Origin of the sequence: Microbacterium sp. LRZ72 (assembly GCF_033792225.1) — a bacterium.
Classification (GTDB): Bacteria; Actinomycetota; Actinomycetes; order Actinomycetales; family Microbacteriaceae; genus Microbacterium.
This window is the reverse complement of the sequence record NZ_JANGEX010000002.1, coordinates 116,984-141,449: the sequence shown is the minus strand read 5'-3', so window position 1 is coordinate 141,449 and position 24,466 is coordinate 116,984. Positions and strand designations below refer to the sequence as shown.

Annotated in this window: 25 protein-coding genes; 11 read left to right on the top strand and 14 right to left on the bottom strand. The window is 70.7% G+C overall.

All coding sequences use genetic code 11. The annotated features are described in order from the left end of the window. Nucleotides 1-22: 22 nt before the first annotated feature. From ychF to M4I32_RS03110, 6 genes are all read left to right on the top strand, one after another. A complete protein-coding gene (ychF, locus tag M4I32_RS03135; RefSeq protein ID WP_319033036.1) occupies nt 23-1,096 on the top strand; it encodes a redox-regulated ATPase YchF in 1,074 nt (357 codons plus the stop codon). 352 nt (nt 1,097-1,448) lie between these two features. After that, nucleotides 1,449-1,913, top strand: coding sequence for an aromatic ring-opening dioxygenase LigA (locus M4I32_RS03130; RefSeq protein ID WP_319033035.1), 465 nt, complete (start codon nt 1,449-1,451; stop codon nt 1,911-1,913). Nucleotides 1,914-1,999: 86 nt separating this feature from the next. Further along, nucleotides 2,000-2,587 carry an alpha/beta hydrolase gene (locus M4I32_RS03125; RefSeq protein WP_319033034.1) on the top strand — a complete coding sequence of 196 codons (588 nt, stop codon included), beginning with the start codon at nt 2,000-2,002 and terminating at the stop codon, nt 2,585-2,587. A 135-nt stretch (nt 2,588-2,722) separates the two neighbouring features. Continuing rightward, complete coding sequence (locus tag M4I32_RS03120; protein WP_319033033.1) at nt 2,723-3,796, top strand: alkene reductase; 1,074 nt, start codon at nt 2,723-2,725, stop codon at nt 3,794-3,796. A gap of 51 nt (nt 3,797-3,847) precedes the next feature. Continuing rightward, a complete protein-coding gene (locus M4I32_RS03115) occupies nt 3,848-3,970 on the top strand; it encodes a hypothetical protein (RefSeq protein WP_319033032.1) in 123 nt (40 codons plus the stop codon). A gap of 390 nt (nt 3,971-4,360) precedes the next feature. Continuing rightward, nucleotides 4,361-4,714 (top strand): DUF1801 domain-containing protein, encoded by a 354-nt coding sequence (locus tag M4I32_RS03110; RefSeq protein WP_319033031.1) that lies wholly within the window; start codon nt 4,361-4,363, stop codon nt 4,712-4,714. 42 nt (nt 4,715-4,756) lie between these two features. Here the strand turns inward: M4I32_RS03110 and M4I32_RS03105 are convergent, their stop codons facing one another. The 3 genes from M4I32_RS03105 to M4I32_RS03095 form a co-directional block, all read right to left on the bottom strand. Continuing rightward, on the bottom strand, nt 4,757-4,927 hold the full coding sequence (locus tag M4I32_RS03105; RefSeq protein ID WP_319033030.1) for a hypothetical protein: 171 nt from the start codon (nt 4,925-4,927) through the stop codon (nt 4,757-4,759). 87 nt (nt 4,928-5,014) lie between these two features. Further along, nucleotides 5,015-6,022 carry a TerC family protein gene (locus M4I32_RS03100; protein WP_319033029.1) on the bottom strand — a complete coding sequence of 336 codons (1,008 nt, stop codon included), beginning with the start codon at nt 6,020-6,022 and terminating at the stop codon, nt 5,015-5,017. 206 nt (nt 6,023-6,228) lie between these two features. Then, nucleotides 6,229-7,011: a methyltransferase domain-containing protein gene (locus M4I32_RS03095; RefSeq protein WP_319033028.1), complete on the bottom strand. Its 783-nt coding sequence runs from the start codon at nt 7,009-7,011 to the stop codon at nt 6,229-6,231. Nucleotides 7,012-7,079: 68 nt separating this feature from the next. Here M4I32_RS03095 and M4I32_RS03090 point away from each other — a divergent pair, with 68 nt between their 5' ends. After that, nucleotides 7,080-7,697 (top strand): hypothetical protein, encoded by a 618-nt coding sequence (locus M4I32_RS03090; protein ID WP_319033027.1) that lies wholly within the window; start codon nt 7,080-7,082, stop codon nt 7,695-7,697. Between the two features lie 95 nt (nt 7,698-7,792). Here M4I32_RS03090 and M4I32_RS03085 read toward each other — a convergent pair whose 3' ends face one another. The 4 genes from M4I32_RS03085 to M4I32_RS03070 form a co-directional block, all read right to left on the bottom strand. Then, nucleotides 7,793-8,014: a dodecin gene (locus M4I32_RS03085; protein ID WP_319033026.1), complete on the bottom strand. Its 222-nt coding sequence runs from the start codon at nt 8,012-8,014 to the stop codon at nt 7,793-7,795. Between the two features lie 30 nt (nt 8,015-8,044). After that, nucleotides 8,045-8,593 carry a type 1 glutamine amidotransferase domain-containing protein gene (locus M4I32_RS03080; protein WP_319033025.1) on the bottom strand — a complete coding sequence of 183 codons (549 nt, stop codon included), beginning with the start codon at nt 8,591-8,593 and terminating at the stop codon, nt 8,045-8,047. A 77-nt stretch (nt 8,594-8,670) separates the two neighbouring features. Continuing rightward, nucleotides 8,671-10,185, bottom strand: a complete 1,515-nt coding sequence (locus M4I32_RS03075) for an MDR family MFS transporter (protein WP_319033024.1) — start codon at nt 10,183-10,185, stop codon at nt 8,671-8,673. Nucleotides 10,186-10,364: 179 nt separating this feature from the next. Next, entirely contained in the window at nt 10,365-10,544 is a 180-nt protein-coding gene (locus M4I32_RS03070; RefSeq protein ID WP_319033023.1) for a hypothetical protein, read from the bottom strand. 148 nt (nt 10,545-10,692) lie between these two features. Here M4I32_RS03070 and M4I32_RS03065 point away from each other — a divergent pair, with 148 nt between their 5' ends. Then, the gene (locus tag M4I32_RS03065) at nt 10,693-12,564 is read left to right on the top strand and encodes an ABC transporter ATP-binding protein (RefSeq protein WP_413466778.1); all 1,872 of its coding nucleotides are present in this window, start codon (nt 10,693-10,695) and stop codon (nt 12,562-12,564) included. Between the two features lie 21 nt (nt 12,565-12,585). On the opposite strand, the gene M4I32_RS03060 is transcribed toward M4I32_RS03065, so the two are convergent. Genes M4I32_RS03060 through M4I32_RS03040 form a run of 5 tightly spaced genes read right to left on the bottom strand, consistent with a single transcriptional unit; the run spans nt 12,586 to nt 18,373 of the window. Next, entirely contained in the window at nt 12,586-13,728 is a 1,143-nt protein-coding gene (locus M4I32_RS03060; protein WP_319033021.1) for a cysteine desulfurase family protein, read from the bottom strand. Nucleotides 13,729-13,735: 7 nt separating this feature from the next. Beyond that, nucleotides 13,736-14,611: a carboxylating nicotinate-nucleotide diphosphorylase gene (gene nadC / locus M4I32_RS03055; protein WP_319033020.1), complete on the bottom strand. Its 876-nt coding sequence runs from the start codon at nt 14,609-14,611 to the stop codon at nt 13,736-13,738. Then, nucleotides 14,605-16,257: an L-aspartate oxidase gene (locus M4I32_RS03050; RefSeq protein WP_319033019.1), complete on the bottom strand. Its 1,653-nt coding sequence runs from the start codon at nt 16,255-16,257 to the stop codon at nt 14,605-14,607. Before M4I32_RS03050 ends, nadC begins: the two co-directional genes overlap by 7 nt. Continuing rightward, nucleotides 16,254-17,585 (bottom strand): quinolinate synthase NadA, encoded by a 1,332-nt coding sequence (nadA, locus tag M4I32_RS03045; protein ID WP_319033018.1) that lies wholly within the window; start codon nt 17,583-17,585, stop codon nt 16,254-16,256. The genes M4I32_RS03050 and nadA overlap by 4 nt, the downstream gene beginning before the upstream one ends. Before the next feature lie 2 nt (nt 17,586-17,587). After that, on the bottom strand, nt 17,588-18,373 hold the full coding sequence (locus tag M4I32_RS03040; protein WP_319033017.1) for an NUDIX hydrolase: 786 nt from the start codon (nt 18,371-18,373) through the stop codon (nt 17,588-17,590). Between the two features lie 149 nt (nt 18,374-18,522). On the opposite strand from M4I32_RS03040, the gene M4I32_RS03035 reads away from it, so the two are divergent. Beyond that, nucleotides 18,523-19,695 carry a MarP family serine protease gene (locus M4I32_RS03035; protein WP_319033016.1) on the top strand — a complete coding sequence of 391 codons (1,173 nt, stop codon included), beginning with the start codon at nt 18,523-18,525 and terminating at the stop codon, nt 19,693-19,695. Nucleotides 19,696-19,893: 198 nt separating this feature from the next. Here the strand turns inward: M4I32_RS03035 and M4I32_RS03030 are convergent, their stop codons facing one another. Further along, complete coding sequence (locus M4I32_RS03030; RefSeq protein ID WP_319033015.1) at nt 19,894-20,859, bottom strand: hypothetical protein; 966 nt, start codon at nt 20,857-20,859, stop codon at nt 19,894-19,896. Nucleotides 20,860-21,068: 209 nt separating this feature from the next. Then, a complete protein-coding gene (locus M4I32_RS03025; RefSeq protein WP_319033014.1) occupies nt 21,069-21,917 on the bottom strand; it encodes a CPBP family intramembrane glutamic endopeptidase in 849 nt (282 codons plus the stop codon). 142 nt (nt 21,918-22,059) lie between these two features. Between M4I32_RS03025 and M4I32_RS03020 the strand changes: the two genes are divergently transcribed. Continuing rightward, nucleotides 22,060-22,623 (top strand): hypothetical protein, encoded by a 564-nt coding sequence (locus M4I32_RS03020; RefSeq protein WP_319033013.1) that lies wholly within the window; start codon nt 22,060-22,062, stop codon nt 22,621-22,623. 53 nt (nt 22,624-22,676) lie between these two features. After that, complete coding sequence (locus tag M4I32_RS03015; RefSeq protein ID WP_319033012.1) at nt 22,677-24,359, top strand: ABC transporter family substrate-binding protein; 1,683 nt, start codon at nt 22,677-22,679, stop codon at nt 24,357-24,359. The last annotated feature ends 107 nt before the right edge of the window (nt 24,360-24,466 follow it).

Sequence of the window (24,466 nt, the reverse complement as noted above, 5' to 3'; positions counted from 1 at the left end):
CGCGCCCGTAGACTTGACTCCCGTGGCTCTCACTATCGGCATCGTCGGCCTGCCCAACGTCGGCAAGTCCACCCTCTTCAACGCCCTGACGCGCAGTCAGGTGGTCGCGGCGAACTACCCGTTCGCGACGATCGAGCCGAACGTGGGGGTCGTGAACCTGCCGGATCCGCGGCTCGACACGCTCGCCCGCATCTTCGGCAGTGAGCGCATCCTGCCCGCAGCCGTCTCGTTCGTCGACATCGCCGGCATCGTGCGCGGTGCGAGCGAGGGGGAGGGGCTGGGCAACCAGTTCCTCGCGAACATCCGCGAGGCCGACGCGATCGCGCAGGTCGTGCGCGGCTTCGTGGACGAGGACGTCGTGCACGTCGAGGGCGACGTGAACCCCCGCAAGGACCTCGAGACGATCAACGCCGAGCTGATGCTCGCCGACCTGCAGACGCTCGAGAAGGCCATTCCGCGCTACGAGAAGGAGGTTCGGGGCAAGAAGACCGACCCCGCCGTTCTCGACGCGGCCAACGCGGCGAAGGACGCGCTCGAGCGCGGCGTGCTGCTCTCGGCGTCGGACCTCGACCTTGCGCCGATCCATGAGCTCGGGCTACTGACCGCCAAGCCGTACATCTACGTGTTCAACGTCGACGAGTCGGTGCTGAACGACACCGCCGCGCTCGCCGACCTCGCCCTGATGGTCGATCCGGCTCCCGCGGTGTTCCTCGACGCCAAGATCGAGTCGGAGCTGATCGATCTCGACCCCGAGGATGCCGCCGAGCTGCTGGCCTCGACGGGCCAGGAGGAGTCGGGACTCGATCAGCTCGCCCGCGTCGGTTTCGAGACCCTCGGCCTGCAGACGTACCTCACCGCGGGGCCCAAGGAGTCGCGCGCCTGGACGATCGGCAAGGGCTGGAAGGCGCCGCAGGCCGCCGGCGTCATCCACACCGACTTCGAGAAGGGCTTCATCAAGGCCGAGGTCATCTCGTTCGACGACCTCGTCGCCACCGGCTCGGTGCTCGAAGCACGCGCGAAGGGCAAGGCCCGCCTCGAGGGCAAGGACTACGTGATGCAGGACGGCGACGTGGTGGAGTTCCGGTTCAACGTCTAGCGTTATTGACGCACTCCGCCATTGCGGGTTGCATGACTGATGGCACCAGCGCGGGTTGGGAGACGTTGCAAGCGACCCATTCGCGATGGGAGCCTTGCGGAATGGATCCGGTCACCAGTCTCGTCCTGACGCTCACTCTGACGGGCGTGTCCTTGTACGCCTTGTACTGGGTGATTCGCAAGGCGGTCGCGGCGGGGATCCGGGATGAACAGGCGCGACGTCGCGACCGACCACTCGCAGAGGATACGCACGCTCAGTCGCCGCCGTAGGGGCGCACGGAGCGCGACGTGGCCTCGTCGAGCAATCATCGACAGATACACTTCACGCGATCCCACGCCCGAAAGGACCATCGATGACCTCGTCGCGCACCGCCTCCACTCTCCGCGATGTCGGAGGACTCGCCGTCGCCGCCGGCACGCTGCTCATGGTCACCGGAGCCGGTGCGTGGTTCACCGTGACGAAGCAGCTGCGCGATGAGAAGATCACCGTTCCTCCGAACGCGCCGATGCTCGCGGGCAAGCGCGTCCAAGATCCGGTGACGGCCTACGTCGAGGCGCTCGTCATCAAGGGCAATGCCGAGCGTGGAGCGGGCGGACGTACCTTCGCCGACATCAGTGCGGCGCTGCGCGGCGTCGACGGGAGCAGCGACGAGGCCCGCGAACTGCGCAACCAGAGCTCGGCGCTGTCGACCGCGGCATCGCTACGCACATCCCTCCTGACTTCCGTGCTCGCGTACGGGGTGAGCGCCCTTGTCGGCGGGCTCGGCGCCTTCTTCGCGATCGCGGGGTTCCGGCTGCGCCGCATCGATGAGAGATAGCGCCGCCGCGGAGCGTCTGTAGTGGCAGCGGGCCTGCGGAATCGTCACGTTTCCCGGATATTCTGGGTGGTTGGAGCAGAGGAGCCATGACGATGACCGAGACCGAGATGTTCGAACCCGACGGCCGCGCCATCCCGTATGGCGCTGAGGGGGAGGGCCCCGCGCTCGTGCTTCTGCCCGAACGCGGATCGGACATCGATTCGCTGAACCTGCTGGCCCACTCGGTGGCGCAAGAGGACTTCCGCGTCATCCGGATCGGGGTGAGCGCGGGCCGGGGCTCGGATGGTGTGGATGCCGCGGCTCAGGATCTCGTGCAGGACGTGGTCGACGTCATGGATCACCTCGGGGTCGACGACGCGTGGGTGGGCGGTCACGCCTTCGGCGGATCGGTCGCGCGAGCGGTGTCCCTCGCTCACCATGACCGGGTCAACGGCGTGCTTCTGCTCGGCGTGGAGGCGGCGGATGTCGCGCCGCCGCTGGCGCAGGGGCTGCCCGTGCTCGTGGTCCAGGGCACGGAGGACGAGGTCACACCCGTCGCGAACGGCGACGCTCTCCAGGCATCCGCGCCCGGTCTCGTGAGCGTCGTGCCGGTCGAGGGCGGGGGGCATATGTTCCCCATGACCCACGTCGGCGCGACGTCCTGGGCCATCGAGGACTACCTCGACTGGGATTGATCCCCGCTGCGGTGCGCATCCGTCCTGCGCGCCCCGTGCGGTCACTCCGCCGGGTCCGCCGGAATAGGCGCGCCGGCCGGCCGGTTGTGGCCGGGACGGTCGCTGTCGGCGGCCCACGCTCCCGAAAGGACCCCCGTGGATCTGTTCTCCCCCCTTGCCGTCGGTGACATCGACCTGCCGAACCGCGTCGTCATGGCGCCGCTCACGCGCCTCCGCTGCGGGGTGGAGGGCGTCCCCGGAGACATCGTCGCCGAGCACTATGCGCAACGGGCTCAGCTGGGTCTCATCATCACCGAGGGCGTGTATCCGAGCGCGGAGTCGCGCGGATACACGGGGCAGCCCGGAATCGTCACCGACGCGCAGCTGGAGGGATGGCGTGGGGTCAGCGACGCGGTGCACGCCGAAGGCGGGCGGATCGTCATGCAGCTCATGAACGCCGGTCGTGTGTCGCACCCCGACATCACGGGCACGGACCGGATTGTCGCGCCGAGCGCCATCGCGATCGACGGTGCGGTGCGCACGCCCCAGGGAAAGACGGCGTTCCCCGTTCCGCACGCTCTCACGACCGCCGAGCTCGAGCGGGTGCGCGACGAGTTCGTCGTCGCAGCGACACGGGCGATCGGTGCGGGGTTCGACGGTGTCGAGATGCACAGCGCGAACGGCTACCTGCTGCACCAGTTCCTCTCACCCGCCTCGAACCGGCGGGTCGACTCGTACGGCGGGTCTCCCGAGGCGCGGGCGAAGTTCGTCATCGAGGTCACGGCGGCGGTCGCGGATGCCGTCGGTGCGGGCCGAGTGGGGATTCGGCTGTCGCCGGCCCACAACATCCAGGACGTCATCGAATCGGACGAGGACGATGTGCGCGCGACGTACCAGGCGCTCGTCGACGGACTCGCTCCGCTCGGGCTCGCGTACCTCAGCGTGCTGCACGCCGAGCCGACGGGCGACTTCGTGCAGTTGTTGCGGCGCCGCTTCGGTGGCGTGTTCATCGCCAACAGCGGTTTCGGTCGCCTCACGACCAAGGATGAGGCGGTGGGTCTCGTCGCAGGCGGCCAGGCCGATGCGGTCGCCGTCGGGCGGCTCGCGCTCGCCAACCCCGATCTCGTCGCGCGGTGGGAGGGCGGCCACCCCGAGAACGAGCCTGATCCCGCGACCTTCTATGCGGCGGACGCCACGGGGTACACCGACTACCCTCGCCTCACGGCGTAGCCGGATACGCGGCGGGGCCTCGCACGGGATTGACGCGCGTACGCTGGAGGCATGAGCACAACCCCCGACTCCACCGCATCCGCCACCCTTCGTCCCGTCTCGGACGAGCAGAACCTGCTGAAGAACGACGATGCCGCAGGCTCCTGCTGCGGCGGCGCCTGCTGCAGCAGCTGACGTCCCTTCGCCGAGGCCCGTGGCTTCGCCGTGCCGAGCGTCGGGAGTCCTCTGCTGAGGAGAGGAGTCCTGCCCGGCCGAGGATCGGATCGGCGGGTCTGGCCCTCGCCCCGGCAGCCGTCCTCGTCTCGGGAATCTGCACCGATCGACCACCGCGCACGAGGCACGGGCATGATGCCCCGCGGTGGTTCCGTTTGCGCGTCTGAATCGGTAGCGTGAATGGCGCGACGGTACGACCCGCCGCGTTTCGCGCTTCCAGGTGACCGATCATCTGAATCATTGCGGAGAGGCCTGAACGATCAGGACACGTCCGAATGGGGTGCTGCGCCTTCCGGCGCGCCGACTTCATTGCGCCGATGCCGCGGCATCGGCTGACGAGAGGACACGATCGTGGCGACCAAAGACGAGAAGAACCTGCAGCAGGTGCTCGACAAGATCGCGGGGATGAAAGAGCCGGCCCGGTCCGTCATGCAGCGCATGCACGAGGTGATCGTCGCCGCCGCCCCGGAGCTGAAGCCGCGCATCTGGTACGGCATGCCCGGCTACGCGAAGTCGGCGAGCACCCCGGTGCTCGTCTTCTTCCGCAACGACGAGGTGATGACCCTGGGCGTCAGCGAGAAGGCCCCGCTCCGGCCCGCGGGCGGCACGGACGGCCGCCTCATCCCCGCGGCCTGGTACTTTGACGGACTGGACGAGGTCACCGAGACCCGCGTGGCCGAGATCGTGCGCTCGGCGATCGCGTAGGCGAGCACACCCCCGGGCTCGGCAGGTGTTCGGCGCGGGGCCTCAGTCCGGATGCCGGCCGTGGTCCTCCGTGTCCGGTTCCGCCCGGAGGGTGTCCGCGATCGGCTCCTCCGGTCGCGGCGCGACGTCCTCGTCGGCCTCGAGCTCGGGGATGGTCGGCTCGTCCGGGCCGGGGACGTGCTCGTGGGCGGGGTGCTCGTGGTGGGCAGACACGGATGATCCTTCGGTCGACGACATCCACAGCGTATGCCGATTCGGACCGGGCGACGAAGGGTCGCGCGGCGCCCGGTCCGCCTGCGTTCACCGCCGACGAGTGCGCGACGCCGGAGTCTCGGACGGCAGTCGGGCATCGCGCCGCGTCTTGATGAGGCTCGCCGCGGTCGCGACCACGATCGTCGCGCCGATGAACAGCAGCGAGAACCAGATCGGGATCTCGGGTGCCCACTCGACGCCCTGACCGCCGTTGATGAACGGCAGCTCGTTGACGTGCAGGGCGTGCAGCACGAGCTTCACGCCGATGAACGCGAGGATGACGCCCAGCCCCTGCGCCAGGTAGACGAGACGCTCGAGCAGCCCGCCGATGAGGAAGAAGAGCTGCCGCAGCCCCATCAGCGCGAACGCGTTGGCGGTGAAGACGATGTAGGCCTCCTCCGTCAGTCCGTAGATGGCGGGGATCGAATCGACGGCGAAGATGAGGTCGACGAACCCGATGGCGATGATCGTCAGCAGCATCGGTGTGACCCAGCGTCGGCCGTCCTTGACGGTCGTGAGCTTGTCGCCGTGGTACTCGTCGGTCACGCGCAGGTGCCGGCGCACGAACCGCATGAAGACCCCGTCGGCGGGGTTCGACTCGCCGTGCGTGAACGCCTGCCGATACGCGAGCACCAGCAGCAGCGCCCCGAAGAGGTAGAAGATCCAGGAGAAGTTCGCGATCAGCGTCGCCCCGACGGCGATGAAGATGCCGCGCAGGATCAGGGCGATCACGATGCCGATCATCAGCACCTTCTGCTGGTAGATCTTCGGCACGGCGAAGCTCGTCATCACGATGAGGAAGACGAAGAGGTTGTCGATCGACAGCGCCTTCTCGGTGAGGTAGCCGGCGAAGTACTCGCCGCCGTAGGTCCACCCCGAGACGACGCCGATGCCGACCCCGAACAGCAGCGCGAGGCCGATGTAGAAGACCGACCAGCGGGCCGACTCTCCGATGGTCGGTTCGTGCGGCGTGCGCACGTGCGCGAAGAACTCGTAGACGAAGAAGGCGATCGTGACCGCGATCGTGATGATCCAGACGAGTGGCGTGATATCCACGGGGGTGCTCCCAAGGTTGGCGTGAGGTGATCAGCGCCAAGGTCTTCTCCATCCTCGTGACCGAGGACCGGGGGCCCGGGATGCGAACGCATCCGTAGTGACGAGCCGACCGTGCCGGAGTACTCCCCTTGGGCCTCCCAGTCTACGGGATGCCGCGGCGTGTCTCGTCGCGGTCGCTCGCTGCGTCCGAGCGCCGGCGCGCACGGCTACCGCGCCAGCAGCTCGCCGTGCGGCATCGCCATCCAGCCGTCCTCGTCGTCGGCCCACGCGGTCCATGCGGCGCTGATCGTGCGCAGCTCGTCCACCGTGGCGAGTCCGTGCGAGAGCGCCGCCGCCGCGAAGCCGGAGTCCACCGCCCGGTCCGCCCAGAGGCCGCCCCACCAGGCGCGGTCCTCGGCGTTCTCGAACACCCACAGCGAGGCGCCCACGCGGATGTCGGAGAACCCGGCCGCCCGCGCCCAGGCCTTCAGGCGCCGCCCGGCATCCGGCTCGCCCACGGAGGCGCGGTGCACGCGCTGGTACAACTCCGCCCAGGCCCGCAGGCCGTCGGTGAATGGGTGGATGATGACCCCGGCGTAGTCGACGTCTCGGGCGGCGACGAGTCCGGCCACCCGCCCCCACTCCCGCAGGGCGTCGACCGGCCGCGCGAGATGCTGCAGCACCTGGTGGGCATGCGCCACGGCGAACTCTCCGTCGCCGAAGGGGAGGGCATAGGCATCCGCGACTGCGAATCCGGCCGGAGAGCCCAGCGCATCCGCCTGGGCGATGATCTCTGCCGACGCGTCGACTCCGACGACGCGAGCCGGGGCGACGATCCGGGCGAGGTCGGCGGTGATCGTGCCCGGGCCGCACCCGATGTCGAGGACGGAGGTGCCGGCATCCAGCGATGGCAGCAGATAGGCGGCGGAGTTCTCGGCCGTGCGCCAGCGATGCGAGCGAAGCACGCTCTCGTGGTGTCCGTGCGTGTACCGACCGCTGGCCTGCTCCATCGTCCCCGCCTTCGCCGTTTCGGTCAGGCTATCGCGATGGATGCATCACCGATCACTAGCCTGGGGGCATGCGCAGCCGACGGAGGACGTGGATGCTGGGCGGCATCGGACTCATCGCGTGCGCCGTCATCGACGTTGTGGCCGCAGCCGCTCCCGGCCTTGCCGGTGCGGGAGTGCTTCGCGTCTTCGGCGACGTCGTCTACGCAGCGGCCGTTCTGCTGTTCGCGGTCGGGCTGACCGCCGACGCGAGCGTGGTGCGGCGCGGCCCGCTGGGGGTCGTGGCGATGACGATCGTGGCGGTCTGGCCGCTCGTGGCGTCCATCGCGGCGCAGCTCGTGGCCTCGTCGGCACCGGCGACATGGTGGAGCGTCTACGGGTACGTCGCACTCGTCGTACCCGCCGGTGCGGGGCTCGTGGCCGCGATGCGGATCGCACGCGCCGCCGTGGTCCCCGACCCCTGGCGGTGGGCGCCCCTCTGGGTGCTCGGCGTGCACGCGGCCGCGGCGGTGCTCCCGCAGATCTTCATGGTCGCCTCCGACCGGAGTGCGATTCAGAGCGTGGCCGGGGTGTTCAGCGCCATCGGGATGCTGTCGTTCCTGACCGGAACCCTCGGCCTCGGCATCCTGGCGCTCGTCCTCGCAGCCTCCCAGCGACCCGACACGGTCGAGATCTTCCGCTCCGCCTGACATCCCGGTCTGCGCCGGCACGCGAAGGGGGCCGGAACACCTGGTCCCGGCCCCCTTCGCGTGCGTTGCTCCGGCGTCGTAATGCCGGCGAGGGGTCAGTCCTCCGGGTCCTCGAGGCGGAAGCCGATCTTGAGGGTCACCTGGAAGTGCAGCACCTCTTCTTCGTCGGCGTGGCCGCGGACGGACGCCACCTCGAACCAGTCGATGTTGCGTACCGTCTTGGCGGCGCGGGCGAGTCCGTTGCGGATCGCGGCATCCATGCCCTCGTGGGAGGTGCCGACGATCTCACTGACGCTGTAGGTGTGCGGTGCAGCCATGCGTTGTGCCTTTCGTTCGGGTGGGGGTGCTCAGGCGTGCTGGCCGGAGTGCTTGCCCTCGGCGATCTCTTCGATCACCTTCGCGTTGAAGGCGTCGAGGTCGTCGGGGGTGCGGCTCGATACGAAGCCCTGGTCGACGACGACTTCTTCGTCGACCCAGTTCGCGCCGGCGTTGCGCAGGTCGGTCTTCAGGCTCGGATAGCTCGTCAGGGTGCGCCCGTCGACCACTCCTGCTTCGATCAGGGTCCACGCGGCGTGGCAGATCGCGGCGACCGGCTTGGAGGCCGTGAAGAACGCCTTCGCGAAGGCGACGGATGCCTCGTCCATGCGCAGGTGGTCGGCGTTGACGACGCCGCCGGGGAGCACGAGCGCGTCGAAGTCGCCCTCCACCGCATCCGACGCGGGCAGCTGCACGCTCTGCACGTGCCCGTTCTTGCCGCGGATCTCGCCTTCCGCGGGTGCGACGAGCACAGGGGTCGCGCCCGCGTCGGATACGGCGTGCCAGGGGGAGGTCAGTTCGCTGTCTTCGAAGCCGTCGGTCGCGAGGAACGCGACCTTCTTTCCGTTCAGATCAGTCATGGCCGCGACGTTACGCCGATCCCCGGACCGACTGCGAGGGGTTGACAGTCGCCGACCTCGCCCCTACGCGGATGACGTCAGTGTGCGCCGGTCGCCACCGGCGCGTCCGCCGGCTTGCGGATGAAGAACGACAGCAGGATCGTGGGGGTCGCGACGATCGCCGCGAGCAGGAAGGCCACACGCGTCCCCGCGGCCTCCGCCGCGACCTCGGCGGCACCCCCGGCGATCGCCGTGGTCGCCACTCCGGACATGACGGTGATCATGAGGGCGATGCCCGCGGCCCCGGCGACCTGCTGGATCGTCGAGACGATCGCGCTGCCGTAGGAGTAGTAGCGGGGTTCGAGTGAGCCGAGGGACGATGAGAACAACGGCGTGAACGACAGCGCGAGGCCGACGGACAGGGCGGTCTGGCCGATCGCGATCACCCACACCGGGGTGCCGGCGTCGAGCGTGGTGAAGAACCAGAGCATCCCGCTCGCGAGGATCGACCCGGGCACGAGCAGCACGCGCGGTCCGTGCTTGTCGTAGATGCGGCCGATGATCGGTCCGAGCAGCCCCATGGCGAGGGCCCCGGGCAGCACCACGATGCCGGTGACGAAAGCGCTGACGTCGAGCACCCGCTGCATGTACAGCGGGATGACGGTGATCGCACCGAAGAACGCCAGCGAGATCAGCAGGAACTGCGTCACGGCGAGGGTGAAGTTGCGTGAGCGGAACACGCGCAGATCGAGCAGCGCGGCATCCCGCTGCTGCAGGCGCAGCTGCCGCCAGATGAACGTGCCCAGCGCGAGGACGCCGACCACGAGGGCGACCACGAGAGAGGTGAGCGAACCGCTCGCGGCGGCGGCGGCATCCACATCGCCGCCGTGGCTCGCCGCCCCGCCGATCTGGCTGAGGCCGAACACGATGCCGCCGAAACCGAGCGCCGAGAGCACGACCGACGGTGCGTCGATCGGAAGGCGGCGCGGTTCGCCGACGCTCACCATCCACCGCGCGCCCGCGATCAGCGCGAGGATCGCGATGGGAAAGACGAGGCCGAAGATCCAGCGCCATCCCACCGTGTCGAGGAGCACGCCCGAGACGGTGGGGCCGATCGCCGGAGCGAGAGAGATGACGACGCTGACGCGCCCCATCATGCGTCCTCGCGCCTGCGGCGGGACGAGGGTCATGAGGGTCGTCATCAGCAGCGGCATCATGATCGCGGTGCCGGAGGCCTGCACGACACGCGCACCCACGAGCATCGAGAAGCCGGGAGACAGGAAGGCCAGCAGGGTGCCGAGCGAGAACAGCGACATCGCCGTGAGGAACATGCTGCGGGTCGTGAACCGCTGCAGCAGGAACCCCGTGATGGGAATGACGACGGCCATCGTCAGCATGAACGCCGTCGTCAGCCACTGCGCATCGAGGGCAGTGATGCCGAGGTCGTCGATCAGGTGCGGGATGGCCACACCCATGGTCGTCTCGTTGAGGATCGCCACGAAGGCGGCCGCGAGCAGCAGCCAGATGAGGCGGGTCTCTTTGGGCCCCAGCACCGGTCCGGACGAGGAACGCGAGGCGGTGACGGGGATGCTGCCGGTGCTCGTCGCTGACATCGGTGCGTCTCCTCATCACGGGGCACGCGGCCCGCGACGACGGGGATGTCGTCGAGCGGGTGCCGGCGCGCAGGCAGGCATGCCCCTCACCGCACGCGGTGAGAGCTTTCAGGCTAACCGCGCGCACCGACAGGGAATTCCCACATCCGGGGAAAATCCTCGATGAGTTCGCGCGGGACTTACGCCTTCTCGTCGGTCTCGTCCCAGTCGACGGAGCCGATCGCGTCCGTCGGCTCGGGCTTGAGCTCGTCTTCGAAGAGCGTCTCCTCGGGAGTGAGCAGTTCGTCTTCGCTCTCACTCTCGAGCTTCTCCAGCTCGTCGTCGCCGCGGGGGTCGGGGTTTCCTGGCGTCGTGGTCATGTCGCCAGCCTAGCGACGACGCAGCGGATCAGGATGGTTCCGCTTGCCCGGAACATTACTTGCATGTCATCATACAAGTAATGTTCGGATCATCGCCGCCGCCCCGCCCGTGCCCGCCTCGCTCTCGCCTAGGCTCGGGCTCATGAGCATGGGCCGAGCCGGTGGCGTGCTGTCGCGCAACGTGGATGCCGATGCGCAGCGCGCGCGCAACGCCGAAGCACCAGAGATCCCGAATCTGGGCCGGCGGATCGTCGCGCTGTTCTCGCCGTACCGGGGCAGACTGAGCATCACCGCGGCGCTCGTCGTCGTGAGCGCTGCGATCGCGGTGGTGCCGGCGCTGCTCATCGAGCGCATCTTCGATCAGGCTCTCTTTCCCGAGGACGGCTCCGGACCGCACCTGCTGCTGCTGACCGAGCTCGTGGCGCTCATGATCGCGCTGTTCCTCGCCTCCGCCGGGCTCACCGTGGTGCAGACCTGGCTCACCTCCACCGTCGGAAACCGCGTCACCGGTGACCTGCGTGAGCGGCTTTTCCGGCATCTGCAGAGCATGGACCTGTCGTTCTTCACGCGCACCAAGACCGGCGTCATCCAGTCCCGCCTGCAGAACGACGTCGGCGGCGTCGCCGGCGTGCTGACGAACGCGATGACCAGCATCCTGGGCAACACCGTCACCGTCGTCGCCTCGCTCGTCGCGATGATCCTGATCGACTGGCGGCTGACCATCATCGCGGTCGTCATGCTGCCCGGGCTGGTGTGGGTGCAGAGGCGTGTCGGGCGCGTGCGGGCGCGCATCGCCACGCAGACGCAGGAATCGCTGTCGCAGCTGACCGCCATCACCCAGGAGACGCTCTCGGTGTCGGGCATCCTGCTGTCCAAGTCCTTCAACCGGCAGAGCGGTGAGATCGCGCGCTACGCGGGAGAGAACGCCACACAGGTGGGGCTGCAGGTGCGGCTCGCGATGAGCGGCCAGTGGTTCTTCGGGCTGGTGAACGTGATCATGTCGTCGGTCCCGGCCGTGATCTACCTGGTGGCGGGCCTGTTCCTCGCCGACGGCGCCCCCGACATATCGGCCGGCGTGATCGTCGCGTTCACGACGGTGCAGGCGCGGCTGCTGTTCCCCCTGATGGCGCTCATGCGCGTCGCGCTCGAGCTGCAGACCTCGAAGGCGCTGTTCGCGCGCATCTTCGAGTACCTCGACCTGCAGGCGACGATCGAGGATGCGTCCGACGCGATCACCGTGGATGCCGCGCCCGGCCCCCTCGGCCGCATCGAGTTCGAGCGAGTGCTCTTCCGCTACCCCGACGCGACGTCGACGTCGCCCCCGACTCTTGACCGGGTCTCGTTCGTCGCCGAGCCCGGGCAGCACGTGGCGTTCGTGGGCCCGAGCGGCGCCGGCAAGACCACGATCCTCTACCTCGCGCCGCGGCTGTACGAGGCGTCGGAGGGCACCGTGCGCTTCGCCGGGGCCGACGTGCGCGACCTGCGGCAGGGATCGATCATCGATCACGTCGGCGTGGTCTCGCAGGAGACCTACCTCTTCCACGCCTCGATCAGAGAGAACCTGCGCTACGCGAAGGCCGACGCCTCGCAGGAGGAGCTCGAGTCGGCGTGCCGGGCGGCCAACATCCACCACGTCATCGAAGGGTTCGCCGACGGCTACGACACCGTCGTGGGGGAGCGGGGATACCGGCTCTCGGGCGGCGAGAAGCAGCGCATCGCGATCGCGCGGGTGCTGCTGAAGGACCCGCCCGTGCTGCTGCTCGACGAGGCGACGAGCGCACTCGACACGGTGTCGGAGCGCGTCGTGCAGCAGGCCCTGGATGCCGCGGCGCGGGGCCGCACGACCCTGTCGATCGCGCACCGGCTCTCGACCGTGGCGCGGGCCGACGTCATCCACGTGGTCGAGGGCGGCCGCATCGTCGAATCGGGCACGCACTCCGAGCTGCTCGCCGCCGACGGGCTCTACGCCGAGCTTGCCTCGCGCCAGCTGGAGGCGTCGTCGGACCTCTCCGCGCCCTGAGCGGGACCGGCGCGGATCGGGTCAGCGGGGGCGCAGGGCCGCGACCGACTCCGTGACGGCCTCGGCGATGGGCCGCGCGTCACCCGTGAACGTGTGCGGCAGGGTGATGCGCACCGCCGTCTGCGCGACCTCGGGGGCGATGCCCAGCGCGATCAGCACGTGCGATGCTTCGTCGCTGCCGGCGGCGCAGGCCGAACCGCTCGATGACACGAAGCCGCGGCGCTCCAGCTCGAGCAGAACCGCCTCGCCGCCCGTGCCGGCGAAGGTGAAGCTCGCTGTGCCGGGCAACCGCTCGGTCGGGTGACCGGTCAGCGCCGCCCCCGGCACCGTGTCGAGCACGTGCCGGATGAGCTGGTCGCGCGCGGCGGAGACACGGGCGGATGCCTCGTCGCGAGCGGCATCCGCGATCTCGAGCGCCCGCGCGAGCGCGACGGCACCCGCCACGTTCTCGGTGCCGCTGCGCCGGCCGCGCTCCTGGCCGCCGCCGTGCAGGAGGGGCTCGAGAGGGATGCGTCCGCGCACCCCGACCGCCCCGGTCCCCTTCGGCGCGCCCACCTTGTGCCCGGCGATCGAGACGGCATCCACCCCCAGTTCCGCGGCGGAGAGATCGAGCCAGCCGGCCGCCTGGACCGCATCGATGTGGATCGGTACACGATGGGCCGCTGCGACGGCGGCGAGGGCGGCGACGTCCTGCACGGTGCCGACCTCGTTGTTGGCGTAGCCGATCGTCACCAGCGCGGTCAGGTCACACAGGGCGTCATCGAGGTCGGCGGGGTCCACCCGGCCGTCGCGGTCCACGGGCAGCTCCGTGACGACGAAGCCATGCACGCGCTGCAGGTAGCGCACCGACTGCAGCACCGACTCGTGCTCGATGGGCGTGGTGATGATGTGGGCCGCATCGCGCCGCAGCTGCGCGGCGATGGCGATGCCTTTGATCGCGAGGTTGTTGGCCTCGGTGCCGCCGGAGGTGAAGACCACGTCGCCTTTGCGCATGCCGAGCACGCGCGCGACGGATGCGCGGGCGTCGGCCAGGGCCGCGGCGGCGCGCTCGCCGACGGAATGATGGCTCGAGGGGTTGCCGAACTCCGAGGTCAGGAACGGCATCATCGCCTCGAGCGCTTCCGGATGCACGGGCGTCGTGGCCGCGTTGTCGAGGTACAGCATCGTGCCCCTAGTCTGCGCCTTCGGTCGCCGCGGCATCCACCGTGATGTCGAGACCGAGGTCGAGCGACCGCGCCGAATGCGTGAGCGCCCCGACCGAGATCACGTCGACGCCCGTCTCGGCGATCGCCCGGACGGTCGCGAGGTCGACGCCGCCGCTGGCCTCGACGATCGCGGCGCCGGCGATGCGCGCCACTCCCGTGCGCAGATCGGCGAGCGAGAAGTTGTCGAGCATCACCGTCCCCACACCCGCCGCGAGCACGGCGTCGAGCTGGTCGAGGCGATCCACCTCCACCTCGACGTGCGTCGTGTGCGGCAGCCGGGCGATGGCGCCCTGCAGCGCCGCGGTCACCGACACGCCCTGCCGCAGCAGCACGGCGAGGTGGTTGTCCTTGACCATGACGGCGTCCGAGAGCGAGTGGCGGTGGTTGTGCCCGCCGCCGCTCGTGACGGCGTGGCGCTCGAACGCGCGCAGCAGTGGGGTCGTCTTGCGCGTGTCGGCGATGCGGGCGCCCGTGTGGGCGACCTCGGCGACGTACCGGGCCGTGAGCGTGGCGATCCCCGACATCCGCTGGGCGAAGTTGAGGCCGATCCGCTCGGCCGTGAGCACGGCGCGGGCGGGGCCCTCGACGACCGCGAGCGTATCGCCGCCGGCGAAGGTCGCGCCGTCGGCGACGCGGAGCCCGACGCGCATGCGTGGATCCGTGAGGCGGAACGCGGCCTCGAAGACCTCGCCGCCGCTGAACACCCCCGCCTCGCGGGCGACCAGCGCGGCGTGGGCCGTGGCGTCGGCGGGGATCAGGGTCGTCGTGGTCAGGTCTCCCCACGGCGCGTCCTCTTCGAGGGCGCCGGTGACGAGGCGCTCGATCTGCAGGCGGGTCAGCATGCGACCGCTCCTGCCAGGGCGGGGGCCTGCGCGAAGGCGTCGCCGGCGGCATCCGGTGCCGCGACCGCGTCGTCGCGCCGATAGTGCGCGCCGACCGACGTGCGACGGGCGAGTGCGGCGCCGACGGTGGCGGCAGCCAGCTGCAGCAGGTTCTCATCCTCGAACTGGGCCGGGGTGCGCGGGGTGCGTGCTGCGGCTCGCCACGTCGCGATGGCGGCGGCGGCGCGGCGCAGGCCGCGCTCGTCGCGCATCACGCCGACGTGCTCCGACATGATGCGCTGCAGAGCGGTTCGCGTGAACGGGCCCGGTGCCGACGACCACGCGTCCTTCGCGCCCGGCCGTGGGCCCTCCGCTGTCACGGATCGACCGCGGGACGGGCCGCCGACGTCGATCTGCGACAGCGGAGCGGGGGTGGGAGGGGTCGGAGCCGGGTGCGGCGGCGGGGCGGCCGCGGCGGGCGCTCCGGCGAGGGCCGCGGCGGCCCGGGCGGCGAAGACCGCGCCCTCCAGCAGCGAGTTCGAGGCCAGGCGATTCGCCCCGTGCACCCCGGTGCGGGCGACCTCGCCCACCGCGAACAGGCGCGGGATGCTGGTGCGCCCGTCGAGGTCGGTGGCGACGCCGCCCATCAGGTAGTGCGCCGCCGGTGTCACGGGGATCGGCTCGCGCGCCCAGTCCAGTCCGCGCTCGCGCACGGCGCGGTCGATGGTCGGGAACCTGCGGGCGAGGAACGCCGCGGCGTCCTCGCCCCGCGCGGGGCCCAGGCCCGTCGCGTCGAGCAGCACGGGACGGCCGTGCTGCTCGCTCATGCGGGCCGCGATCGCGCGCGCGACGACGTCACGGGGCGCCAGCTCGCCGTCGGGATGCGCGGCCAGGGCGAAGCGGCATCCGTCGGCGTCGATCAGGGTCGCGCCCTCGCCGCGGACGGCCTCGGAGATCAGGAACGGCTCGCCGGCGGCGAGCACGGTGGGGTGGAACTGCACGAACTCCAGGTCGGCGACGGCCGCACCCGCACGCAGCGCGGCCGCGATGCCGTCGCCGGTCGCGATGACGGGGTTCGTCGTGTGCGCATACAGCTGCCCGGCGCCGCCGGTGGCGAGCACGACGGCGTCGGCGCGCAGCGAGCGGCGCTCCCGCCCCTCGATCAGCAGCTCGGCGCCGCGCGCCTCGCCGCCCTCGACCACGAGGTCGATCAGAAAGGCGTGTTCGATGATCTCGACGCCCGACCGGCGCACGGCGGCGACGAGCGCGCTCTCGATCGCCGAGCCGGTCGCATCTCCGCCGGAGTGCAGGATGCGGGGATAGGAGTGCGCCCCCTCGAGCCCGCGGACGAAAGCGCCGTCGGGCCCGCGGTCGAAGGCGACGCCGAGGTCGATGAGCTCGCGGATACGATCCGGTCCTTCTCCGACGAGCACGCGCACGGCCTCGGCGTCGGCGAGGCCGGCACCGGCGACCAGGGTGTCGTGGGCGTGATCGTCGACCCGGTCGTCGGCGAACATCACCCCCGCGATCCCGCCCTGTGCATAGCGGGTGTTGGCGTGCTCGAGCACGTCCTTGGTGGCGAGGGTGACAGCTACGCCCGCCTGGGCCGCGCGCAGCGCGACCGTCAGCCCCGCGATGCCGGACCCGATCACGAGCGCCGTGGTCATCGGGTCACCTGGGGCGCGGGCTTGGACGCCAGCATCCGTTCGAGGGCCACCCGCGCCGGATCGGCGACGTCGGCCGGCACGGTGATGCGGTTCGGGGTCTCGCCGGCCACGAGCGACTCGAGCACCCATGCGAGGTAGCCGGGGTGAATGCGGTACATCGTCGAGCACGGGCACACCACGGGATCGAGGCAGAAGATCGTGTGCTGCGGATGCTGCGCGGCCAGGCGCTGCACGAGATTGATCTCGGTGCCGATCGCGAACGTGGTGGGCTCGGACGCGGCGGCGATGGCCGTGCGGATGTAGTCGGTCGAACCGGCCTCGTCAGCCGCATCCACGACCGGCATCGGGCACTCGGGGTGCACGATCACGCGCACGCCGGGATGCTCGGCGCGCGCCTTGTCGATCTGGTCGACGGTGAAGCGCCGGTGCACGCTGCAGAAACCGTGCCACAGGATGACGCGTGCGTCGTCCAGGTCGGCGGCGTCGTTGCCCCCGAGCGGCTTGTTCGGGTTCCACATCGGCATCTGCTCGAGCGGCACGCCCATCGCCTTGGCGGTGTTGCGGCCCAGATGCTGATCGGGAAAGAACAGCACGCGGCGGCCGCGCTCGAACGCCCACTCCAGCACCGTGCGCGCGTTCGAGGATGTGCAGACGATTCCGCCATGCCGGCCGACGAAGCCCTTGATCGCGGCCGAGGAGTTCATGTAGGTGACGGGGATCACGGGCACGAGGCCATCGGCATCCGCCTCGTGCATGGGGCCGTAGACGTCCTCGAGCTGTTCCCAGCACTCCTCGACCTGATCGATGTCGGCCATGTCGGCCATCGAGCACCCCGCGGCGAGGTTGGGCAGGATCACCGCCTGGTCGGGGCCCGAGAGCAGGTCGGCGGTCTCGGCCATGAAGTGCACGCCGCAGAAGACGATCGCCTCGGCCTCGGGATGCGCCTTCGCGGCGTTGGCGAGCTGGAACGAGTCGCCGACGTAGTCCGCGTGGCGCACGACCTCCTCGCGCTGATAGAAGTGGCCGAGCACGACGACGCGGTCGCCGAGGGTCTGCTTGGCGGCGCGGATGCGTTCGTGCAGCTGTTCTTCGTCGGCCTCGCGGTACGCGCGCGGCAGCTCCCCCTGACGGGGCGCGCCGGCGGGGATCACATCGCCCATCGACGAGCCGGGCCCGTAGCCCGGCCGGGTGTCGAAGTCCCACGGGCCGGCCGCGAGATCGGTGTTGCACGTCTCGCCGGAGGACTCGCCCGCGACGATCGCCTGGATCTCATGGTCGACGGAGGGGTCGACCGGGCGGTTCTGCAGGGTGACGAGTGTGGCGGACATGACTACCTCGATTCGACGGATGCCGCAGGCTCCGCGAGCCGTGCGAGGGGCCCGCGGTCGGCGAGCTCGACATCCTGGTTGTAGCGGTAGAGGCGCGCGGGACGATGGCTGCCCGTGCGGAACCTCTCGGTGGGGATCAGGTTTCCGGAGCTCTCGACCTGGCGGCGGAAGTTCGCGGGGTCGAGCCGCCGGCCCAGCATGGCCTCGTAGGCCTCGCGCAGGTCGGCGAGTGTGAACTCGTCGGGCAGCAGTCCGTGCGCGACGCGGCTGTAGCCGACCTTGTTGCGCAGGCGCCACAGGGCGTACTCGACGATGTCGTCGTGATCGAACGCGAGCCGAGGCAGGCTGGCGGCGGCGAACCATTCCACGTTCTGCGGGGCGGACCCGGCGGCGGCGTGCGCGGCCTGCTGCGCGTCGACCTCGTCGGCCCGCAGCAGCGCCCAGTACACGATCGAGACGACGCGGGTGGGGGAGCGGTCGACGTCGCCGAACGCGTAGAGCTGCTCCAGATAGCTCGGCATCAGGCCGGTGGTCTCGGCCAGGGTTCGGGATCCCGCGGCATCCAGCCCCTCGCGCGGGTCGAGCCAGCCCCCGGGCAGCGCCCAACGGCCCGCATAGGGATCGCGGGTGCGGCGGACGAGGGGCATCACCACCGTGGCGCACCCGTCTTCGGGGCGTCGGCGCAGCGAGAAGATCACGGTGGAGACGGCCAGGCGCACGTCCTCACCCCGAGCCGCGGTGTGCTCGGGTGCGGGGGCTGTGGAGGGAGGGGGCGCAGTTCTTGTCATGGTGACCTTATCTGGAACGATCTTAATGTCTGTGTGACCCGAAGTGCAACCGCCGGCCGGGCGGGTTCTCAGCGTGGGTGCCTAAGCTCGGACGCGAACGCGGCGCATCGTCGTGCGGCGACGGCGGAACGAGGCGGGAGGGGCGGGCGGTGCAGATCATCGACATCCTGCTCCTCGTGGTGCTCCTGTCCGCCCTCGTGGTCGGCCTGCAGCGCGGGTTCTTCGCGAGTCTCGGCTCGCTGCTCGGCGTGATCGCGGGCGGAGCCGCCGCGCTGTGGGTCGTGCCCCTGGTCAACGATGCGGTGCCGTGGGATCAGTGGCGCGGCATTCTGGTGCTGGCCGTCGCGGTGCTCCTGCTCGTGTTCGGCGCAGCCGTGGGCGGCGCACTGGGGATGCTGGTGCGACGCGGTGCCGACCGCATCCGTCTTCGCGCCGTCGAACGACTGGCAGGAGGGGCGGTGAGCGTCGTCGTCGCGGCGCTCGCGATCTCGCTCGTCGGCCAGAGCGTGTCGGCGACGGGGATGCCGGTGGTCTCGCAGGCGCTGGCCTCGTCACAGGTGCTGCGCACGATCGAGGACCTCACGCCCCGTCCCGTGCAGACCACGCTGGCGCAGCTGCGTGGCGCGGTCATGGACGGCGGCCTGCCCCGTGTCGGCGAGCTGCTGGTGCCCGGCAGCGTCGACGCCGCGCCCGAGGTGCAGCTCGACGATCCCGCCCTGGCCACGGCGGCGCAGTCCGTGGCGCGCGTGTCGGGGGTGGCCTATGCGTGCGGCACGAGCGCCACCGGCAGCGGGTTCGTGCTCGCGCCCGACCGCGTCGTCACCAACGCCCATGTGGTGGCCGGTGTCGAGACCCCGGTGGTCGAGGTGCCCGGCGAGACGGCCAAGGAGGGCCGCATCGTCTACTTCGACCCGATCGACGACCTGGCGGTGATCGCGGTCGACGGCCTCGCCGCACCGGCGCTCGCCGTGGTGCCGACGCTCGTGGCCGGCGACGCGGCCGTCGTGCAGGGGTACCCGTTCGGGGGGCCGTTCACGATGGGCGGCGCCGAGGTGCTCTCGGTAGGCGGCGCACCCGTGCCCGACATCTACGAGGACCAGGTCGCTTCCCGCGAGGTGTACGCGCTGGCGGCGACCGTTCAGCCCGGCAACTCCGGGGGGCCGCTGCTGACGGCCGAGGGCGACGTGGCGGGCGTCGTGTTCGCGCGGGGCGAGGGCGACGCCGACCGGGGATACGCGATGACCACGACGGAGCTCGGTCCCGTGCTGGCACAGGCCGAGGACCTGACGCAGGCGGTGTCGACGGGGCGCTGCCTGGGCTGAGCCCGGCGTGCGGGCGCGGCACGATCGCGTCAGTACCGGTGCCACCCGCTCGACGCCCCGAGAAATCACCGTTCGCGCGAAACCCGCCGCGACGCGGTGTGTCTCACGCGGATGCTGGTTTGTCATCGAACGGAGACGCCGGCTGCGGTGCGTGGTTCCGAGACGTATCGAACGGCGTGCCGGGTGCAGGGCGAGCGCTCAGCCCAGCGAACGGGGATTGCGCCGCAGCGTCGCCAGCATCGAAGGCTGGGGCGTGCGCACGACGGGCACGCCCACCCGGAGGACGATCGAGCGGAGCGTCGGCCAGTGCATCGTCTCCCGCCATGTCCACCGCGCGAAGGCGTCTTCGTGTCGGCGCAACCGATCTTCTCGCAGCTTCTCGGCCATCACCCGGCGAATGCTCTCGTCCGCCGTCGAGGCGGCGTACTTGCCGAAGCCGTCGGACTCGCCGATGGCACGCAGTCGCGGCCAGTAGAAGTCAGCGCGGTCCTCGACGCCTTCGTGATGGAACGTCCGCTGCAGCTCCGGCGCCTCGAACCCGCACCACAGGATGACCGCACGGCTCACGGACTCGCCCGCCGACTCCGCTCGCGCATCGGCGTGCTGCAGGGCCCACTCCACGCGCACCGTCCCTCGCCGATTCGCCTGACGGTGGGCGACCTCCTCGAGCGTCGCGAGTGCGATGCCGTGATCGGCTCGGTGACTGATCGCGGCATCCATCACCGCGAGAGCGAAGGCGGGTGGCAGCACGCGTGCAAGGTCGATCACCGTCTCAGACGGTGAGACGGTGGCTACTCCCGCTGACTCGACGACATGCCGGTCGTCCTGGCTCGTGTGCACGGCGACATCTCCGAAGCGTCGGGATTGCGTGCGGCTCGCATCGAAGACATGGATGTCGCGGGGCTCCCCGAAGAGGGGAAGCCCGCGCAGCGCAGCCGCGGATTCATGGGAGAAGACCGCGCCCGGCAGGGCGAGCGCGGCAGCGTGTACGCGTGCGAGGTATCTCTCCCACGGCTGAAGCCTCTGCCAGGCCTTCTGCTCGGCGAAGATGCGTGGGCGAAGGCGGACGAGCGTACGGTCGTCGCGGAGGCGACGGGCGGCGTGTTCGCTGGCAGTGTCCAGCAGCGGCAAAGGGCTCGGGCGATGCATGTCGACGGCGCTCACCGTGCCATCTTTCGACCGCACCCGAGTCCGCGTGCGGGCATGCGGGTGTGTCTGTGGACCGGTGGTCATCACGAACCGCTGGGGAGACCGAGCAGCCGATCCCTGAGAATCCATCGTTCGCGCGAAGCGCGCCGCATCGCGATAGGTCTCGTGCAAACGATGGTTTCTGGGCAGGGTGAGGCGCGAGCGGTGGCAGAGGGGCGGCTGCGTCAGCCCGTCGGGGTGGCAGAGGGTGTCGGCGAGGGGGATGCCGCGGGAACCGGCGGGCCGAACAGGGCCGGCCACAGCGCCGCCGCGAGGGGATAACCGACGAACGCGATCACATCGATCAGCGTGTGCGCGATCACCAGTGGCACGACCCGCCCCCAGCGGCGGTAGCACCAGCCGAAGACGATTCCCATCGCGAAGTTGCCCAGCACCGGACCGAGGCCCTGGTACGCGTGATAGGCCGCGCGCAGCGTCGCCGAGGCGATGATGATCGGCCACCACTCCCACCCGAGCCGCCGCAGGCGGTCGAAGAGGTAGCCCAGCATGATCACCTCTTCGAGCAGCCCCGCGCGCAGCGCCGAGAGCAGCAGCAGCGGCACGGTCCACCACGCGGCATCCAGCGGCGACGCGGCCACCGCCACGGTGACGCCGAGCGCCCGGCCGACGGCGTACAGAGTGAGCCCCGGAACGCCGATCACGACGATCAGCAGGATGCCGCGCGCGAGGTCGCCGCCGAAGCGCGTGAAATCCAGCCCGATGCGGCGCAGCGCGCTCTTGCCCGGCTCCCAGAGCAGGAACACGACGAGGGCGACCAGCGCGAGGTCGAAGAACACCGACAGCAGCTGGTAGGCGGCATCCCACGCGGCGACATCGTCGCGCGACGGATTCAGCTGCGCCTGCTGCTGTCCGAGTGGAACGGTTGCCGTCAGGCGCCGCACGAGGGCGAGCACGGAGTAGAGCGCCGACTGGCCGAGGGTGACGGCCAGCACGATGCCCACCTCCCAGCGCAGCCGCGCGCGGGCGGGACCGTCGAGGGGATGCGAGGGCGCGGGCCCGTCGGCTGGCGGCATGGGTTCCTCCGTTCGCAGACCCGAGTGTGGTCCGCCGGTATCCATGATCGTGCACGCGACGCCGCCGCCGGACCCGGCTACTACACTCGACGGCGGTCGGCTGCCACACGGGGCGCCGATGCGGCGAGGAGGACGCGGACGCATGCCGAAAGCCCGAGACACGCAGGTCTTCCGCCCACCGATCGCGACCGTGACCCTGTTCGCCGCGGCGGTGCTGGCGGGCTTCCTGCTCGTCGACGCGCTGGTTCGTGCCGGAGTCGTCGAGATGCTGCTGCTGGCGCCATGGGTGCTGATTCCGCTGTGGGTCGTGTATCTGCTCTCGTACACCTCGCACATCAGGGTGGATGCCGCCGGCGCCACCGTGCAGAACCTGCTGCGCATCGTGCGCATCCCCTGGGCGGCCGTGGCCGAGATCGACCTGGGCTGGCAGATCGGCTTCACGCTGCACGACGGCACCGTCATCCGCAGCTTCGGCGGTCCCTCGCGCTCGCGTCCGGGGCGCACACGCCGTGCCGACAACGGTGAACCCCGGGTGACGGCGGGGGAGCGGCAGCTCGAGCGGATGCGGGAGCAGTGGCGCGCCGCCGGTGCCGAGCAGCGCACGGAGGCAGGGGGCGTCCGGCGTTCGTGGGACGTCCCCGCGCTGCTCGTCGGGCTCGCGCTGGCGGTCTGGGCCGTCGCGGCAGTGCTCATTGCGGGTGTCTGACACCGCCGCGGTCGACGCGCCGAGCGCCCGCCGCGGGTTACCCTTGCCGCACGATGAGCACTCCACGATCACGGCGCAGCACCGGGCTGATCGCCGCCGCGTGCGCGCTGCTGATCGTCGCGACGGGGTGCACGGCGCCGCCGATCGTCGAGGAGCAGACGCCGCCCCCCGTCGTCGATGCATCTGAGCTGCCGCTGACGGCCTGGGAACGCGCTCAGCCCGGCGACGTGGCCGAGGGGGGCGAGGTCGGCATCGGCGTGGACGCGCTGCCGTCGAACTTCAATCCCGCGCGCATCTGCCCGTGCGACGCCGCCGGACTTCGTGTGCTCGATCCCACCGCGGGCGGGCCTTTCGTCCTCGACGAGCAGGGAGAGGCGGTGCTCGACGAGGACTACGCCCTCTCGGCGGAGGTCACCGGCGCCGACCCCCTGGTGGTCGAGCTGCATCTGAACCCCGACGCGGTGTGGGAGGACGGCACCCCGCTCACGGCCGGGGACTACGTCGCGACGTGGAGCGCCCTGAACGGCTCGGACGCCGCCTACCGGCCCGCCTCCAGCGCCGGGTACGACGCCGTGCGGCAGATGACGGTCGGTGACGACGCCCACCACCTGATCGCGACGTTCGCCCGGCCCTTCACGGACTGGCCACTGCTGTTCCGGTTCGTGCTGCCCGAGCGGGTGGCACAGGACCCGGCCGCGTTCAACGCCGGGTTCGCTTCGACGCCGCTGCCCTCCAACGGACCCTTCGTGGTGACCGAGATCGAGGACGGGGAGGGGGTCGTCCTCGATCGCAACCCGCTCTGGTGGGGCGATGTCCCGGTGCTCGAGCGCATCCGGTTCCAGGTCGTCCGCGACGACGAGCGCGCCGCCTGGTACGCCAGCGGCGAGCTCGATGTCATGGATGTCGCGTCGGATGAGGCGGTAGCGGCATCCGCGATGGCGGACGACGACGTGCGGGTGCAGCGGTCACGGGGCGACGACGTCGTGCTGTTGACGATCCGCGCGGGCGACGGCCCCCTGGCCGAGCCGGGGGTGCGTCGCGCGCTGGCGCTGATGCTGGATCGGCAGGCCCTCGCCGAGATCGGCCTGGCCGAGGGGGTCGCCGTGTCGGCCGTCGGCGATCACCTGCTCGTGCCGGGCGAGGCGGGGTACACGGACCGGGCTCCGGCGACCGACCCCGAGGCGGCCGAGGCTGCCCTGGAGGTGGCCGGGTTCTCCGCCGAGGGCGGGGAGTGGGCCCGCGACGGAGAGGTGCTGCGGCTCACGCTCGGTGTGCGGTCCGGTGCCGCATCCGACCGGGCGCGCGCGGAGGGAGTGCGCGACCAACTGGCGGCCGAGGGGATCGCCGTCGACATCGTCGAGCTGTCGCGGCTCGTCCCCTTCGACGAGGACGACGACATCGCGGGTGTCGACATGCTGCTGTCGACATGGCATCGCCCGCCGTTCCCGCTCGCGTCGCTGCGGTCGCTCTACGCGCCGCTGTACTCGGGGTCCAACCTCACGCAGATGTCGGCGCCCGAACTGGGTTCCCTGTGGGACGCGCTCGACGCCGAGGCAGACCCCGAGACCCGGGCGAGGGATGCCGAGGCGGTCGATGAAATCCTCTGGCAGGAGCTTCCTGCGGTGCCGATGGTGGCACCCCCGCGGGTCGAGGCTGTCTCAGCCGGCCTGCGCAACCTCGGCGCGGCGGCGTACGAGAGCGTCGACTGGACGAGCGTCGGCTGGGCGGAGCAGTAGCCGCCGCGTTTCCATGTGGAACACGTGCTCGCGGACCGTGGCGACACCCCTGCGGTAGGCTGAACCCGCCGCAATTCCGGCTCTCTCCCTCCACTGCAAGGACCTTG